The 15985-nt window shown below is 63.3% G+C and carries 17 protein-coding genes; 16 read left to right on the top strand and 1 reads right to left on the bottom strand.

Features of this window, described 5'->3' with window-relative positions; genetic code table 11:
- The first annotated feature begins 188 nt into the window (after window positions 1–188).
- Window positions 189–623 carry a thioredoxin TrxC gene (gene trxC, locus NTD85_RS01870; RefSeq protein WP_262141286.1) on the top strand — a complete coding sequence of 145 codons (435 nt, stop codon included), beginning with the start codon at window positions 189–191 and terminating at the stop codon, window positions 621–623.
- A gap of 113 nt (window positions 624–736) precedes the next feature.
- Here the strand turns inward: trxC and NTD85_RS01865 are convergent, their stop codons facing one another.
- Window positions 737–1507 (bottom strand): ParA family protein, encoded by a 771-nt coding sequence (locus tag NTD85_RS01865; RefSeq protein WP_003220955.1) that lies wholly within the window; start codon window positions 1505–1507, stop codon window positions 737–739.
- Window positions 1508–1858: 351 nt separating this feature from the next.
- Here NTD85_RS01865 and NTD85_RS01860 point away from each other — a divergent pair, with 351 nt between their 5' ends.
- From NTD85_RS01860 to NTD85_RS01790, 15 genes are all read left to right on the top strand, one after another.
- Window positions 1859–2587 carry a beta-ketoacyl synthase chain length factor gene (locus tag NTD85_RS01860; protein WP_103521132.1) on the top strand — a complete coding sequence of 243 codons (729 nt, stop codon included), beginning with the start codon at window positions 1859–1861 and terminating at the stop codon, window positions 2585–2587.
- Complete coding sequence (locus NTD85_RS01855) at window positions 2563–3369, top strand: lysophospholipid acyltransferase family protein (RefSeq protein ID WP_003220951.1); 807 nt, start codon at window positions 2563–2565, stop codon at window positions 3367–3369. Before NTD85_RS01860 ends, NTD85_RS01855 begins: the two co-directional genes overlap by 25 nt.
- Window positions 3353–3628, top strand: a complete 276-nt coding sequence (locus NTD85_RS01850; protein ID WP_003220949.1) for a phosphopantetheine-binding protein — start codon at window positions 3353–3355, stop codon at window positions 3626–3628. Before NTD85_RS01855 ends, NTD85_RS01850 begins: the two co-directional genes overlap by 17 nt.
- A gap of 9 nt (window positions 3629–3637) precedes the next feature.
- Window positions 3638–3892, top strand: a complete 255-nt coding sequence (locus NTD85_RS01845; protein ID WP_003220947.1) for an acyl carrier protein — start codon at window positions 3638–3640, stop codon at window positions 3890–3892.
- Entirely contained in the window at window positions 3889–4434 is a 546-nt protein-coding gene (locus tag NTD85_RS01840) for a membrane protein (protein ID WP_007967286.1), read from the top strand. The genes NTD85_RS01845 and NTD85_RS01840 overlap by 4 nt, the downstream gene beginning before the upstream one ends.
- Entirely contained in the window at window positions 4431–6110 is a 1680-nt protein-coding gene (locus tag NTD85_RS01835; RefSeq protein ID WP_262141285.1) for an acyl-CoA synthetase family protein, read from the top strand. The genes NTD85_RS01840 and NTD85_RS01835 overlap by 4 nt, the downstream gene beginning before the upstream one ends.
- A gap of 128 nt (window positions 6111–6238) precedes the next feature.
- Window positions 6239–6973, top strand: a complete 735-nt coding sequence (locus NTD85_RS01830; RefSeq protein ID WP_226499861.1) for a glycosyltransferase family 2 protein — start codon at window positions 6239–6241, stop codon at window positions 6971–6973.
- Window positions 6970–7917: a glycosyl transferase gene (locus tag NTD85_RS01825; protein ID WP_262141284.1), complete on the top strand. Its 948-nt coding sequence runs from the start codon at window positions 6970–6972 to the stop codon at window positions 7915–7917. Before NTD85_RS01830 ends, NTD85_RS01825 begins: the two co-directional genes overlap by 4 nt.
- Window positions 7898–9442, top strand: a complete 1545-nt coding sequence (gene hutH, locus NTD85_RS01820; protein ID WP_262141283.1) for a histidine ammonia-lyase — start codon at window positions 7898–7900, stop codon at window positions 9440–9442. Before NTD85_RS01825 ends, hutH begins: the two co-directional genes overlap by 20 nt.
- Window positions 9435–9860 carry an acyl-CoA thioesterase gene (locus tag NTD85_RS01815; protein WP_027611337.1) on the top strand — a complete coding sequence of 142 codons (426 nt, stop codon included), beginning with the start codon at window positions 9435–9437 and terminating at the stop codon, window positions 9858–9860. The genes hutH and NTD85_RS01815 overlap by 8 nt, the downstream gene beginning before the upstream one ends.
- The gene (locus NTD85_RS01810) at window positions 9857–10459 is read left to right on the top strand and encodes an outer membrane lipoprotein carrier protein LolA (RefSeq protein ID WP_262141282.1); all 603 of its coding nucleotides are present in this window, start codon (window positions 9857–9859) and stop codon (window positions 10457–10459) included. Before NTD85_RS01815 ends, NTD85_RS01810 begins: the two co-directional genes overlap by 4 nt.
- Complete coding sequence (locus NTD85_RS01805; protein ID WP_262141281.1) at window positions 10443–12782, top strand: MMPL family transporter; 2340 nt, start codon at window positions 10443–10445, stop codon at window positions 12780–12782. Before NTD85_RS01810 ends, NTD85_RS01805 begins: the two co-directional genes overlap by 17 nt.
- Window positions 12779–13942, top strand: a complete 1164-nt coding sequence (locus NTD85_RS01800) for a sodium:proton antiporter (RefSeq protein ID WP_262141280.1) — start codon at window positions 12779–12781, stop codon at window positions 13940–13942. Before NTD85_RS01805 ends, NTD85_RS01800 begins: the two co-directional genes overlap by 4 nt.
- On the top strand, window positions 13929–15176 hold the full coding sequence (locus tag NTD85_RS01795) for an NAD(P)/FAD-dependent oxidoreductase (RefSeq protein ID WP_201135992.1): 1248 nt from the start codon (window positions 13929–13931) through the stop codon (window positions 15174–15176). The genes NTD85_RS01800 and NTD85_RS01795 overlap by 14 nt, the downstream gene beginning before the upstream one ends.
- Window positions 15173–15898: a class I SAM-dependent methyltransferase gene (locus tag NTD85_RS01790; protein WP_262141279.1), complete on the top strand. Its 726-nt coding sequence runs from the start codon at window positions 15173–15175 to the stop codon at window positions 15896–15898. The genes NTD85_RS01795 and NTD85_RS01790 overlap by 4 nt, the downstream gene beginning before the upstream one ends.
- The last annotated feature ends 87 nt before the right edge of the window (window positions 15899–15985 follow it).

Genomic DNA, 15985 nt, shown 5'->3' with positions numbered 1-15985 from the left:
ATCCTTATCGCATTCTGCTATGGGGAGTTAATCACAAAATAAAATTATCGCAACTTGCGATACATCCAGGCAGACCAACGGTCTGCCTCGGTACGACTCAGCCTAGATCCAACATTGAAATCCGCATGATTGAAAATATGAGCAAACGTCTCCAACTAGGGTTTATCGCCCTTCACTGGACCTCGCTCATGACCCACCCACTGCTCATCCCCTGCCCCGCCTGCAACGGCCTCAACCGCATCCCCGCCGAACGCCTGGGCGATCAGCCGAAGTGCGGGCGCTGCAAATCCGCGGTGCTGCTGAGCAAGCCGTTCGAACTCAAGCAAGGCGACTACGCCAGCCAGATCAAAGGTGATCTGCCGTTGTTGGTGGATGTGTGGGCGGACTGGTGTGGGCCGTGCAAGTCGTTTGCACCGGTGTTCGAGCAGGCGGCGGCGCAGTTGGCGGGCAAGTGCCGGTTGGCCAAGCTCGACAGCGAGGCCAATCAACAGTTGTCGGCGCAGTTGGGGATTCGTTCGATTCCGAGCCTGATTCTGTTCAAGAACGGTCGGGAAGTGGCACGCCAAAGTGGGGCATTTCCGTTGCCACAGTTGATGGCGTGGCTGCGTAGCCAGGGCATCTGACCCTCCAGAGAACCCAATGTGGGAGCGAGCCTGCTCGCGAATGCGCCCGTTCAGTCAACAGAGATGTTGAATGTGCTGGCCTCTTCGCGAGCAGGCTCGCTCCCACAGGAAAATCAGTGATCTTCGAGCAGGTTGTGCAGTTCAACGAACTGTTGCGTCAGTTTGTGCCGTGGGTCGAGGTGGATCAGCGGGGTGCTGGCCTGGTGCGACTCGCGCATGCGCACCGAGCTGTTCAGATACACCGGCAGTACCGGCAAACCCTCGGCAATCAATTCATCAAGAATCTGCTGCGGCAGGCTGGCCCGGGCCTGGAACTGATTGACCACGATGCCTTCGACTTCCAGCCCTTCGTTATGGTCTTCCTTCAACTCTTCGATCTCCGCCAGCAGGCCGTACAGCGCCTGACGCGAGAAGCTGTCGCAATCGAAGGGAATCAGCACACGATCAGCGGCAATCAGTGCCGATACCGCGTAAAAGTTCAGCGCGGGAGGGGTGTCGAGATAAATCCGGTCGTATTCGCCATCCAGTTCATCCAGCAACTTACGCAGCTTGTTGATCTTGTGCTTGGCCTCAAGCTTGGGCTGCAGATCGGCCAGTTCAGCGGTGGCGGTGATGATGTGCAGGTTGTCGAACGGGGTTTCGTAGATGTCGGCCTGGTTTTTCTTCGAGAACGGCCCGGAAGACAGGGTCTGCTTGAAGAAGTCGGCAATGCCCATCGGTATGTCATTCCCGGTGAGCCCCGTCAGATACTGAGTGGAGTTGGCCTGGGCATCGAGGTCGACCAATAGCGTGCGATAGCCCTCGCTGGCACTCACCGCCGCCAGATTGCAGGCAATGCTGGATTTGCCCACGCCACCTTTCTGATTGAACACCACGCGCCGCATGACAAAACCTCCGTGTATCAAAGAATGACCGAGTGTAGTTGCCTGTGCGTGCGCTTCGCTACCTTCAACGACGCGGACTACAGAGTCAGGCGCAAAAATCAGCGGGAACAGAGGGCAAAAACCTCCCCTGTGCGCTGATATGCCCGACAGACAAATCCCCCACGATCTGGATAATGGCCAAGTGACAGTTTTTCCGCGAACCACTCAGTACATTTCGTTGAGCAAAACGTAACCAACATTTGCTACACACTCGTCGCACCGGGATAATGCGCGCCACCCGGCGCCAAGCGCCACGTCAGGTCAGCCGCGGCTTTGGCGACTCAAAGCGTCATAAAAGCCCGCAGGGGCGGGATGAACTCCGTGATCAACTTCAACATCGCCCAATGGCGCGCGTGGGCCCCGGGGCTCGACAGCGTGGACGCGTGGCAGGCCTGGAGCCGACAACCGGTCGTGCTCCCGGGCAGCGATGTCGCGCCCGATGTGTCGTTTCTGCCGGCGATGCAGCGCCGTCGGCTCAGCCGCCTGGCGCGCATGGCGTTCAGTGTCGGCTGGCCGCTGGCCGACGGACGGGAGAACCTGCCGCTGGTGTTTGTTTCGCGCCACGGCGAAACCCCGCGTACCTTCGAGATCCTCAGTGATCTGGCCAAGGACGAGCCGTTGTCGCCGACCCAGTTCAGCCTGTCGGTGCACAACGCAATCATCGGTCTGTGGTCGATCATGCGCGGCGAAACCAGCGAAATGACCGCCCTCGCGGCGGCGGGCGACGGCCTGGAACATGGCATCCTCGAAGCCGCTGCCCTGCTCGACGAAGGCGCTCCGGCGGTGCTGCTGATCATCACCGAAGAGCAGCCGCCCCAGGCCTATTCGCAGTGGATCGACGACGTCCCGTTCCCTTATGCGCTGGGCCTGCTGCTCACTCCCGGTACCGACTGGCGGCTGACCCTGAACAGCGGCCCGGAGGCACTGTCCAAAACGCAATGGCCACACGCGCTCAATCTGTTGCGCACCCTGCTCGGCCAGCAATCCCATTGCCAACATGCCTGGAAAAATCGTGTATGGACCTGGCAACGCAACCCGTGACCGAGAAAAACCGCGACGCCTATTACTGGCGCTTGCTGGCCACCGCCGCCAGTTTCGCTCTGTTCGGGCTGGGCGGGCTGTGCCTGCGCCTGCTGGTGTTCCCGTTGCTCGGCTATTTGCCGGGAGACGCGCTCAAGCATCGCCAGCGCGCGCGACAGACCGTCAGTCGGCTGTTCTGGTTTTTCGTGCGGTTCATGGCCCGCACCGGCGTCCTGACCTACGACATTCAAGGGGCGGAACGCCTCGGCCGGCCGGGGCAGATGATCATCGCCAACCACCCGTCGCTGATCGACGTGGTGTTCCTGATCGGCCTGGTGCGTCAGGCCAATTGCGTGGTGAAGAAAAGCCTGTGGGAAAACCCCTTCACCCGCGGCCCGCTGCGCAGCACCGAATACATCAGCAATGACGGCAGCATGGACATGCTCGATGCCGCGGCCGAATCCCTGCAAAACGGCCAGACCCTGATCATTTTCCCCGAGGGCACGCGCACTCAGCCGGGGCAGGCGCCGGCCTTTCATCGGGGGGCGGCGGCGATTGCCCTGCGCGGTGCGAAAATCCTTACGCCAGTGGTCATCAAGGTCAATCCGACCACCCTGACCAAGGCCGAACCCTGGTATCGCATCCCTCACCGCCGCGTGCACTTCAGTTTTCGTATCGGGGCCGATATAGATCCACAGACTTTCGCCACGCAAGGCCCTGCACCGCAGGCCTCGCGCAAGCTCAATGATTATTTGCACTCTTACTACATTAAGGAGCTCGCCGAAGATGAGCGATCTGAATAACCCTGGCCTGGTGCGCGACATCAAACTGCTGATCATCGATGCCCTGGGCCTCGAAGACATCAGCGTCGACGACATCGGCGACGAACAGACGCTGTTCGGCGAAGGCTTGGGCCTGGATTCCGTCGACGCACTGGAACTGGGTCTGGCGATCCAGAAAAAGTACGGCATCAAGATCGACGCCGACGCCAAAGACACCCGTAACCACTTCACCAACGTGGCGAGCCTTGCGGCATTCGTCACGGCAAAAAAGGCAGCTTGAGACCGGACCATGCAAACTCGTGACGACATTTTCAACACCCTGCGCGATGCCTTGGTCGAGCTGTTCGAACTGGATCCGGCGCGGATCAGCCTGGAGTCCAACCTGTATCAGGATCTGGAAATCGACAGCATCGACGCGGTCGACCTGATCGATCACATCAAACGCCAGACCGGCAAGAAAATCGCCGCCGAAGAATTCAAATCGGTGCGCACTGTCGGTGACGTGGTCGAGGCGGTCTACCGTCTGGTTCAACCGGCCGCATGAGCCGATTGATCGGCCTCGGCCTGCTGTTGGCGGGGCTGCTGTACCCCTTTGCGGTGTATTTCGGCATGGAGCACTTCGCCCCGTGGCAGTTCGGACTGCTGTTGGGCGGGCTGTGGCTGGCGCGCGCGCTGACCGGCGAACGCAAGCCCGGCAGCCGCTGGATGGCCTGTGTGGCGATCGTGTTCTGCCTGCTGCTGGCGCTGTTCGACAGTCCGCTGTTACTGCGCTGGTATCCGGTGTTGATCAGCGGCTTCATGCTGGTGCTGTTCAGCCTGAGCCTGAAATACGGGCCGCCGATGGTCGAGCGTCTGGCGCGACTGCGCGAGCCGCACCTGCCGCCCGAGGCGATCCGCTACACCCGCCAGGTCACCGTGGCCTGGAGCGTGTTTTTCTTCTGCAACGGTTTGTGCGCCGCGCTCCTGACCCTGTGGGCGCCGCTGCATTGGTGGATGTTGTACACCGGCCTGATCTCCTACGGATTGATCGGCCTGATGTTTGCCATTGAATGGCTGATACGACAACGGGTAAGAGGCCGTAAATGAACTGGATAAAACTTGAGCAACTGTTGCTCAAGGCCCTGCCGGAGCGCGCGATCAGCGCCGCCCCGGCGCTCGACCACACGCAACTGCGCGAGCAGGCGCTGAGCGTTGCCGCCGGCCTGCAGGCACGCGGCGTGCAGCGCATGGCGGTGCATCTGGAAGATGCCGCCGACCTCGCCATCGCCCTGCTCGGAGCCTGGCGCGCCGGCGTCAGCGTCCTGCTGCCCTCCGATCTGCAAGCGCAGACCCGCCAGCGCTGGTCGAGTGAAGTCGATCTGTGGCTGAGCGATCATCCCGATGACGCTCACTTGAACGATCTGCTGCAGCCTGCCTTGACCGGCGCCGAACTCGATCTCGAGCAGTGCCGCCTGAGCCTGTGCACTTCCGGCTCCAGCGGTGAACCCAAGCGCATCGACAAGACCCTGCGCCAACTGGCCAACGAGGTCGAGGCACTGGAGCAACTGTGGGGCGCGGATCTCGGTGAAGCCTGGGTCATCGGCAGCGTCGCCACCCAGCACATCTACGGTTTGTTGTTCCGGGTGCTGTGGCCGCTGTGCGCCGGACGTCCGTTCGGGCGCAAGCAACTGGCATTCTCGGAAGACCTGCAGCGCGCCAGCCGCGAACACCCGGCCTTCGCCTGGGTCGCCAGCCCGGCGCTGCTCAAGCGCATGGGCGACAACCTCGACTGGCCGGCCCTGAGTGCCGTGCGCCGGGTGTTTTCCTCCGGCGGTGCGTTACCGGCAGACGCAGCACAGAGTCTGCAGCAACGCCTGCACCAGTGGCCGACGGAAATCCTCGGCAGCTCGGAAACCGGTGGCATCGCCTGGCGTCAGGGCGCCAGCCTGTGGCAGCCCTTCGCTGGGGTTGAACTGAGTCAGGACAGCGACGGCGCCCTGCTGATCGCTTCCCCCTATTTGCCCGCCGGGCATGTCGAACACACCGCCGACGCCGCGCGCATCGCTGCCGACGGGCGTTTCGAACTGCTCGGGCGGCTGGACCGCATCGTCAAACTCGAAGAGAAACGCATCTCCCTGCCGATGCTGGAACAGGCGCTGATCGCCCACGACTGGGTCGCCGAAGCACGTCTGGGCGTGGTTCAGGAAAACCGTGCGGTGCTGGGTGCCTTGCTGGTGCTCAGCGACGCGGGCCTGTTTGCCTTGCGTGAACAGGGCCGTCGCAGCCTGACCGAAGCCCTGCGCAAACACCTGAGCCAGCATTGCGAAGCCTTGGCTTTGCCCCGGCGCTGGCGTCTGGTGCGGCAACTGCCGCTGAACAGCCAGGGCAAGCTGCCGCAGGCCGACATCGAAGCGCTGCTGCTGGCGCCACGGCCGAAAGCCCCGGAAGTGCTGGAACAGCTCGAAACCGACGGCGAGTGGAGCCTGCAATTGAGTGTTCCGCCAGACCTGGCCTACTTCAGCGGTCACTTCCCCAAGGCCCCGGTGCTGCCCGGCGTAGTCCAGGTCGAATGGGCACTGAACCTCGGTCAGCAACTGCTGAACCTGCCCGGCAAATTTGCCGGCATGGAAGTGCTGAAATTCCAGCAACTGGTGCGCCCGGGCGATGAAATCCAGCTGCACCTGCGTTTCGATCCCGAACGCGGCAAGCTGTATTTCGCCTACCGCAATGACACCGCGACCTGCTCCAGCGGGCGAATCCTGCTAGGAGCTGCCGATGCATAACCTGTGGCGAGGGAGCTTGCTCCCGCTGGGCTGCGAAGCGGCCCCAAACTCGGTTCACGCAAAACTGCGAGCGAGTGCTGCGCACTCGAGCGGGAGCAAGCTCCCTCGCCACAGTGGGGATGTGGTCAATGCATAACCCTTGCGCCGTGATTCCGGTCTACAACCATGAAACCGCGATCGGCACCGTGGTCGATGCCCTGCTCGCCCAGGGCCTGCCGTGCATTCTGGTGGATGACGCCAGCACCCCGTCCTGCGCGCGCGTGCTGGATGCGCTGGCCGAACGCGACCACGTGCATCTGGTGCGCCTGACCCTCAATCAGGGCAAGGGCGGCGCGGTGATGACCGGCCTGCGCGAAGCGGCGCGGCTGGGCTTCACTCATGCCTTGCAGGTTGATGCCGATGGCCAGCACGACCTGCACGACGTCGCCCGTTTCGTCGAGGAATCCCGCGCCCACCCGGACGCGATGATCTGCGGTTACCCGCTGTTTGACGAGAGCGTGCCCAAGGGCCGTTTGTACGCGCGTTATCTGACCCACGTGATGGTCTGGATCAACACGCTGTCGCTGCAGATTCGCGATTCGATGTGCGGCTTTCGCGTCTATCCGCTGGCCCCGACGCTGGCGCTGATCGACTCGGCGCGAGTCGGCAAGCGCATGGATTTCGACTCCGACATCCTCGTGCGCCTGTCGTGGCGCAACCAGCCGATGCGCTGGCTGCAGACCAGCGTGCACTACCCGCTGGATGGCGTCTCACACTTCCGCCTGTTCCACGACAACGCGCTGATTTCCAGCATGCACACCCGGTTGTTCTTCGGCATGCTGCTGCGCCTGCCGGTCATCCTCTGGCGCCGGTGGCGAGCATGAGCATCGAGACCGACAAGAAGCACTGGGCCGACCGCGAAGAGCGCGGCAGCTTCCTGCTGATGAAATTCACCGCGTTCGCCGCCAAAGTGCTTGGCCGGCGCCTGCTCAGTCCGCTGCTGTACGGCATCGTCCTGTACTTCTTCCTGTTCGGCCGCACAGCGCGCAACAGTGCCTGGCAATACCAGCAACGGCTGGCTGACTGGAGCAACCGCGCCGAATTGCGCCCGAGTTATTGGCGGGTGTTCCGCCAGTTCATGGCGTTCGCCGATTCGCTGCTCGACAAGCTCGACGTGTGGAACGGCAAGATCCGTATCGAGCAGATCGAAATCATCGACCCGGCACTGCTGCGCAATCAGTTGCGCGGCAGTCGCGGGCAACTGCTGGTCGGTGCGCATCTGGGTAACCTCGAAGTGTGCCGGGCGCTGGCGGAAATCGGCGAAAAGGTCACCATGAACGTGCTGGTGCACACCAAGCACGCCGAGCAGTTCAACCGCTTGCTGGGCGAGGCCGGAGCGACCAATCTGCGCCTGATTCAGGTCAGCGAACTGGACCCGGTGATCATGCTGCAACTGCACGAACGCCTGGAGCGCGGCGAATGGCTGGCGATTGCCGGCGACCGCGTGCCGTTGCACGGTGGGCGCAGCGTCAGCGTGGACTTTCTCGGCCACCCGGCAGCGTTTCCGCAAGGCCCGTGGCTGCTGGCCGGCTTGCTCAAATGCCCGGTCAATCTGTTGATGTGCCTGAAACAGCCGGACGGCCACTATCGCCTGACTCTTGAACCGTTCGCCGACAGCGTGACGTGGACGCGCCGCGAGCGCGAGCAGGTCATTCATCAGTGGGCCACCCGCTACGCGCAGCGCCTGAGTCACTATTGCCTCGAAGCCCCGCACCAATGGTTCAACTTTTACCCTTTCTGGAAGACCGATGACGACGCCAACCCATGAGCCGGTAACCTTCGGCGAACGCCCTTTGCGCATCGAAGACGTGCTGGCCCTGGCCAACCGTCAGGCGCCCGTGCAGTTGCAGAGCGACGCCGCCTACCGCGAGCGCATCGCCAAAGGCGCGCGGTTTCTCGATTCGCTGCTGGACAAGGAAGGCGTGATCTACGGCGTGACCACCGGTTACGGTGATTCCTGCGTGGTCGCGGTGCCGCTGCATCACGTCGAAGCACTGCCGCGTCATCTCTACACCTTCCACGGCTGCGGCCTCGGCAAACTGCTCGACCCGCAAGCCACCCGCGCGGTGCTGGCGGCGCGCTTGCAGTCGCTGTGCCACGGCGTGTCCGGGGTGCGCATCGAACTGCTGGAGCGCCTGCAAGCCTTCCTTGAACACGACATCCTGCCGCTGATCCCCGAAGAAGGTTCGGTCGGGGCCAGCGGCGATCTGACGCCGCTGTCCTACGTCGCCGCCACCCTGTCCGGCGAGCGCGAAGTGTTGTTCCGTGGCGAACGCCGCCAGGCTGCCGACGTGCATCGCGAACTGGGCTGGACGCCATTGGTGCTGCGTCCGAAAGAAGCGCTGGCCTTGATGAACGGCACCGCGGTGATGACCGGCCTCGCCTGCCTCGCCTTCGCCCGCGCCGACTATCTGCTGCAACTGGCCACGCGCATCACCGCGCTCAACGTGGTCGCGCTGCAAGGCAATCCGGAACACTTCGACGAGCGTCTGTTCGCCGCCAAGCCGCATCCGGGGCAGATGCAGGTTGCCGCGTGGCTGCGCAAGGATCTGGCAATCGACGCGCCGACCGCACCGCTGCATCGCCTGCAGGATCGCTACTCGCTGCGCTGCGCCCCGCACGTGCTCGGGGTGCTGGCCGACAGCCTGAACTGGCTGCGTGCGTTCATCGAGACCGAACTCAACAGCGCCAACGACAACCCGATCATCGACGCCGACGCCGAGCGCGTGCTGCACGGCGGGCACTTCTACGGTGGGCACATCGCGTTCGCCATGGACAGCCTGAAAAATCTGGTGGCCAACGTCGCCGACCTGCTCGACCGGCAGCTCGCATTGCTGGTCGACGAGCGCTACAACCACGGTTTGCCGAGCAATCTGTCCGGCGCCCCGGCGGATCGCGCCATGATCAATCACGGCTTCAAGGCCGTGCAGATCGGCACCAGTGCCTGGACTGCCGAAGCCCTGAAAAACACCATGCCGGCCAGCGTGTTCTCACGCTCCACCGAGTGCCATAACCAGGACAAGGTGAGCATGGGCACCATCGCCGCCCGCGACGCGATCCGCGTACTGGAACTGACCGAGCAGGTCGCCGCCGCCACGTTGCTCGCGGCCAATCAGGGCGTATGGCTGCGCGGGCGCGATGAAGACGCGCGTGCGCTGCCACCTTCGCTGGCCGCCATGCACGAAGAGCTGGCCAAGGACTTCCCGCCAGTCATCGAAGACCGCGCGCTGGAAGGCGAACTGCGCCTGTGCCTGCAACGCATCGCCGAGCAACACTGGAGGCTGCATGCGTAGCGCCGGAGTGCTGCACGCCGACACGGAAATTCTCGTGCCGTTCTTTGACGTCGACACCATGCACGTGGTCTGGCACGGGCATTACGTGAAGTACCTGGAAGTGGCGCGCTGCGCGCTGCTCGACCAGATCGGCCACAACTACACGCAGATGTCCGAGTCCGGCTACGCGTGGCCGATCATCGACCTGCAACTGCGTTATGTACGTGGCGCGGTGTTCGGTCAGCGCTTGAACGTACGCGCCAGTCTGGTGGAGTGGGAGAACCGCTTGAAGATCAACTATCTGATCACCGACCTGCAGACCGGCGAGCGCCTGACCCGTGCCAGCTCGGTGCAGGTGGCGGTCGAGATCAGCAGCCGCGAGATGCAACTGGCGTCACCCAAAGTGTTCACCGATGCGGTGGAAAGGATGCTGCGATGAACCTGTTCTGCAAATGCCTTGGCGCGATGGCGCTGCTCGCCGTGTCGACGCTGGCCAACGCCTTCGACCTGCAACAGCTCAGCGAGCAACTGGCGAAACCGGAAGTGATCCACGGCCAGTTCATTCAGGAAAAACACCTGCGCGCCCTGCCTCAGCCGTTGGTCAGCAAGGGCAACTTCGTCCTGGCGAAAAATCACGGCCTGCTCTGGCTGCTCAAGACCCCGTTGCAACAGGATTACCGCATCACCGCCAACGGCATCGCGCGACGCGATGGCAACGCTTGGCAACTGCTGCCGAATAAGAGCGCCGGGGCCGAGCAGAACCGCTTGTTCCTCGCCGTGCTGCAAGGTGACAGCAGCGGCCTGCAACGGGATTTCGAGCTGGCCCTGAGCGGCGATGCACAGCAGTGGAAACTCACTCTGACCCCGCGTTCCCTGCTGCTCAAGCAAGTGTTCAAGCAGATCAATATCGACGGTGGCGAACTGGTGCAGACCATCGAACTGCTGGAAACCCAGGGCGACAGCACTGTGCTGCGGATGAAAGACAGCAGCGCCGGTCAACCGTTGAGCGACACGGAGCAACATGACTTTGCCGAGTGAACGCAGGCTGCCGTGGCTGTTCCTGATCCTGCTGTTGGCGGTCGTCGCGCTGGCCGGGTGGCAGTGGCGCGACGGTGCGCCGCTGTCGGCCAACCTCATGGAACTGGTGCCCGGGACCAACCCTGATGCCCTCGAACTGCGCGCCGAACAACGCATGCAGGAACCGCTCAATCGGGAAATGCTGGTGCTGGTCGGCCACGCCGATCGCCAGCAAGCGCTGGCCATGGCGCAGACCCTCGGCGAACAATGGCAGGCCAGCGGTCTGTTCGAAAAGGTCCAGTGGAACCTGCAGGCGGATCTGCCAGCGCTGCGCACGCAATTGCTGCAAGGGCGACTGGCGATGCTCTCGGCGGATGACCGGCAACTGCTGACCGAGCATCCCGATGCGTTCATTCAGCAACGGGTGCAGGCACTGTTCGACCCGTTCAACGGTTTCACCCTGGTGCCGAGCCAGGACGACTGGCTGGGCCTGACCGCACGCATCCAGAACAGCCAGCCGAAGCACGGCGCGGTGCAACTGGACATCGGCAGCGGCGCACTGGTCGCCGATGCCGATGGCAAGAGCTGGGTGCTGCTGCGCGCGCGCACCACCGGCAATGCCTTCGACATGAACCTGCCGCTGAAAGTCGCCGATCTGCTGCAGCACAGTCGCGAGCAGGCGGCGAAAGCCGACGTGCAACTGTTGGCCGCCAGTGGTCTGCTGTACGCCGCCAACGGTCAGCAACAAGCCACCCGCGAAATGACCTGGGTCGGCGGCGGCGCCACCCTCGGTATTCTGCTGTTGCTGCTGTTGGTGTTTCGCCGCTGGCGGGTGTTGCTGGCGTTCGTGCCGGTGCTGGTGGGGATGCTGTTCGGCGCGGTGGCTTGCGTGGCGCTGTTCGGCCACATGCATGTGATGACGCTGGTGCTTGGTTCCAGCCTGATCGGCGTGGCCGTGGATTACCCGCTGCACTATCTGTCGAAAAGCTGGAGCCTCAAGCCGTGGCGCAGCTGGCCGGCCCTGCGCCTGACACTCTCCGGGCTGACGCTGAGCCTGATCACCAGCGCCATCGGTTATCTGGCGCTGGCCTGGACGCCCTTCCCGGCGCTGACGCAAATCGCGGTGTTCTCCGCCGCCGGATTACTCGGTGCGTATCTGTCGGCAGTGTGCCTGCTGCCGGCCCTGCTGAAAAATGTTGAACTGGTTCCGGCGCAATGGCCGCTGCGTCTGGCCGAGCGTCTGGTGCAACTGCGCGAAACTCTGCTCGAACACGTGCGCACCCCGGTGCTGCTGGCGCTGTTGGTCGCGTTCTGCGTTGGCGGTCTGGTGCAGCTGCAAAGCAAGAACGACATCCGCCAGTGGGTCGGTGCGCCACAACGCCTGACCGATGAAGCGCAGACCATCGCACGCATCACCGGCTATCAGCCGACCAGCCAGTTCTTCCTCGTGCGCGCCGCCAATCAGCAGCAACTGCTGGAGCGTCAGGCCGCACTGAGCGAGCGCCTGCAGCAACTGGTCAACCTCGACAAACTGCAAGGCTATCTGGCCCTCGATCAACTGCTCAGTCCGCCGAGCCAGCAACAGCAGGTTCGCGAAGCACTGAGCAAACTGCCGCAATACTGGCAGCCACTGCTCGACCTCGGCGTACCGCTCGCGGCGTTGCAAACCGAACTGCAGCAGTTGCAGAGTCTGCCGTCCGAGGACATCGACGCGGCACTCGCCGGGCCGCTGGGCGAGCCTTACCGCACGCTGTGGCTCGGCCCGACCGCTGACGGCGTGGCGGCGATGACCAGCCTGCAAGGCCTGAACAATCCGTCACTGCTGCGGGTGCAGGCCCTGGACTTGCCGGGCGTGATGCTGGTGGATCGTCTCGGCGAATTGAACAACGTGTTCGCCGCGACCCAGATCAGCGCCGCCGAACTGAAACTCGCCTCCTGTGTGTTGATCGTGCTGGTGCTGATCGTGCCGTTCGGTTTCGGTGGCGCCTTGCGCATCGTCGCCCTGCCGCTGCTGGCAGCGCTGTGCAGCCTTGCCAGCCTCGGTTGGCTCGGTCAGCCGCTGACCCTGTTCAGTCTGTTCGGCCTGCTGCTGGTGACGGCGATCAGCGTCGATTACGCGATCCTCATGCGTGAGCAGGTCGGCGGTGCGGCTGTCAGCTTGCTGGGCACCTTGCTGGCGGCGCTGACGACCTGGTTGTCGTTCGGTCTGCTGGCGGTGTCGAGCACGCCGGCGGTGAGCAATTTCGGCCTGGCGGTGAGCCTGGGGCTGGCGTTCAGTTTCATTCTGGCGCCGTGGGCCGGACGTCACGTCCACAGCGCCAGCGTCGCGGAGCCGGCAGCGTGATGGTCGTCGGTTTCTGGCTGCTGGCCCTGGCGCTGTTCGCTGTGGCGACCCGTGTCGGTCGGCATTTCGGCCTGATCCCGATCGTCAGCCAGTTGCTGCTGGCCAGCTTCGGATTGCCGCTGCTGATGTACTTTTGGATTGAGCCGGGCTGGCAACTCAGCGGTGCCGAACTGATTGCGCCGGGTTGGCTGAAAGACCTCTACAGCCTGAGTTTCGCGCTGTTGCTCGGGCACATTCTCAGTGATGTGATCGACCTGCGTCTGGACCGCCAGAGCGTGAAAATCGCCGTGCCGAGTTTTGTCGTGCCGTTCGCCTGCGGTCTGGCCGCCGCCTGCTGGCTGCTGCCGGCGCAACCGTGGCTGAACTCGCTGGCGATCGGTCTGGTGTTCGCGATTACCGCGATCCCGGTGCTGTACCTGTACCTGCGCCACATCGATTACCCGCCCGCCGCCACCCGGCGTCTGGTGCAGACCGCAATCCTCATCGATCTGACCTGCTGGACGCTGTTCGGCCTCGCTCAGGGCAGTCTGCATCTGAGCAGCCTGTTGCTGCCGCTGGGTCTGGCCTGCGTGCCGCTGCTGTTGCATCTTTTGCGCGTGCGTCGACCGCTGACCTACAGCCTCGGCTTCTTTGCGCTGCTGGTGCTGGCCGAGCACTACAAACTCAACGCGCTGATTTTCGGCATCGGTTATCTGCTGTGCATGGCCTTGCTGAAGGTGCCGTTGGTGCTGCCATTGCCAGCGCGGTGGATGAGCCGTTTGCAGACGTGGATCGCGATCCCGCTGATCCTCACCTTCGGCATCGTGCAGATCGACGTGCACAGCGCCCTCGCCAGCCTCGACGCGGTGCAATGGGCGGCGCTGCTGCTGTTGCCGATTGCCAGTAAACTGCTCGGCAACTGGCTCGGCCTGGGCTGGGCCGGTGCGTCGTTCGAAGGCGCCAGCCGCTGGCGCGAAAGCGTGCTGCTGAACATTCGCGGGCTGAGTGAAATCGTCTTTCTCAACCTGCTGCTGCAACAACAGCTCATCAGCCCGGCGCTGTACTTCGCGCTGATGCTGATGGGCCTGATCGCGACGCTGTTGCCGGCCCTGATCGGCCTGCACCGCGCGCCCCTGAAAACCACCGCCACTGCGCCCGGGAGCTCACGTGCCAATCGTTGAAATGGAATCCCGTCAGGTCGTGATTATCGGTGCCGGACCGTCCGGCGCCATCGCCGCCGCGCTGCTCAAGCGCAAGGGCCACGATGTGCTGGTGATCGAGCGTCAGCATTTCCCGAGGTTTTCCATCGGTGAAAGTCTGCTCAGCCATTGCCTGGATTTCGTCGAAGAGGCCGGCATGCTCGACGCCGTCAACGCCGCCGGGTTCCAGCGCAAGACCGGTGCCGCCTTCGCCTGGGGCGAGCGCTACAGTGCCTTCGATTTCAGCGACACCTTCACCGCAGGCAAGCCAACCACATTCCAGGTGCAACGTGCCGACTTCGACAAGCTGCTGGCCGATCAGGCTGAATTGCAGGGTGCCGAAATCCGCTATGGCGATGCCATCGTCCGCGTCGATTTCGACCGGGCCAGACCGCAGCTCGACGTGCTGCGCGAGAACGGCAGCGAGTACCGCGTCGAAGCGGATTTTGTGTTGGACGCCAGCGGTTACGGGCGCGTGCTGTCGCGTTTGCTCGATCTGGAAGCACCCTCGAATTTCCCGGTGCGCCAGGCGGTATTCACCCACGTTGAAGATCACATCGACAACCCGGCCTTCGACCGCGAGAAAATCCTCGTCACCACCCACCCCGAGCACCGTGACATCTGGTTCTGGACGATCCCGTTCAGCAACGGGCGCTGCTCGGTGGGTGTGGTGGCTGCCGCCGAACATTTCCAGGGGCGCGACAGCGATCTGGATGCCTGCCTGCGCGGCTTCATCGCCGAAACCCCAAGCCTCGCCGGCGTACTGAACAACGCGGTGTGGGACACCCCGGCGCGCACCCTCGGTGGTTATGCGGCGAATGTGAAAACCCTGCACGGCCCGGGCTTCGCCCTGCTTGGCAACGCCGCAGAATTTCTCGACCCGGTGTTCTCTTCCGGCGTGACCATCGCCATGCGTTCGGCGAGCATGGCCGCGGCGGTCTTGCACCGGCAGTTGCAGGGCGAAACCGTCGACTGGCAGCGCGAGTTCGCCGAGCCGCTCAAGCGCGGGGTCGACACCTTCCGCTGCTACGTCGAGGGCTGGTACGCCGGCACCTTTCAGGACGTGATCTTTTACCAAGACAGTCAGGCGGAGATTCGCCGAATGATCTGCTCGATCCTCGCCGGTTACGCCTGGGATGAACGCAACCCGTTCGTCAGCGAAGCGCGCCGCCGGTTGAAGATGATTTCCGAACTCTGTGCAAAGGACGCCCCATGAATTACTTGAGCGACAGCTACGTCGAGGAAACCCGCTTCGGTTTCTGGTTCCTGCGCAGTCACACCTGGCAGCACCATGTGCTGCGCGTGGCGATCAACGATTTGCGCGGATTGTTCAGCGAGTCGCTGCCGGCCCATCCGGTGCTGCTGGATGCCGGCTGCGGTCAGGGCAAATCGTTCCGCCATCTGCACCAGACCTTCGCCCCACAGCGTCTGATCGGCGTCGACGCCGATCCGCACAGCCTGCAACTGAGCGCCGAAGAAGCGGCGCGGCAGGGCTTCGACGTGGAGCTTATCGGTAGCGATTGCGCGACGCTCAACATCGCCGATGCCAGTGTCGACCTGCTGTTCTGCCACCAGACCTTTCATCATCTGGTCGAACAGGAAAAAGCCCTCGCCGAGTTCTACCGCGTACTGAAGCCGGGCGGTTATCTGCTGTTCGCCGAGTCCACCGAGGCTTACATTGATACTTGGGTGATTCGCTGGCTGTTCCGCCATCCGATGCATGTGCAGAAGAGCGCGGCACAGTACCTGGAGATGATTCGCCAACAGGGTTTCGAGTTTGGCGAGCGCAATGTCTCGTACCCGTATCTGTGGTGGAGCCGTTCGAAGGACTTTGGCTTGCTGGAGCGATTCGGATTGCGCCGGCCGAAGCCGGTTGGCGAGCGCGAGGAAACCTTGGTGAATGTCGTCGCCCGAAAACCACTGGCAGAGGCTTCCTGATGCAACACTTAACCTGTGGGAGCGGGGGTGGGGGGGGCGGGGGGGGGGGGGTGGGGGTTTATTTGGGGTGTGTCGCACCCCTAGCGT

Source organism: Pseudomonas sp. 13B_3.2_Bac1, from assembly GCF_025466205.1.
Taxonomy (GTDB): Bacteria; Pseudomonadota; Gammaproteobacteria; order Pseudomonadales; family Pseudomonadaceae; genus Aquipseudomonas; species Aquipseudomonas fluorescens_H.
This window is presented reverse-complemented; position numbering and strand designations above follow the sequence as displayed.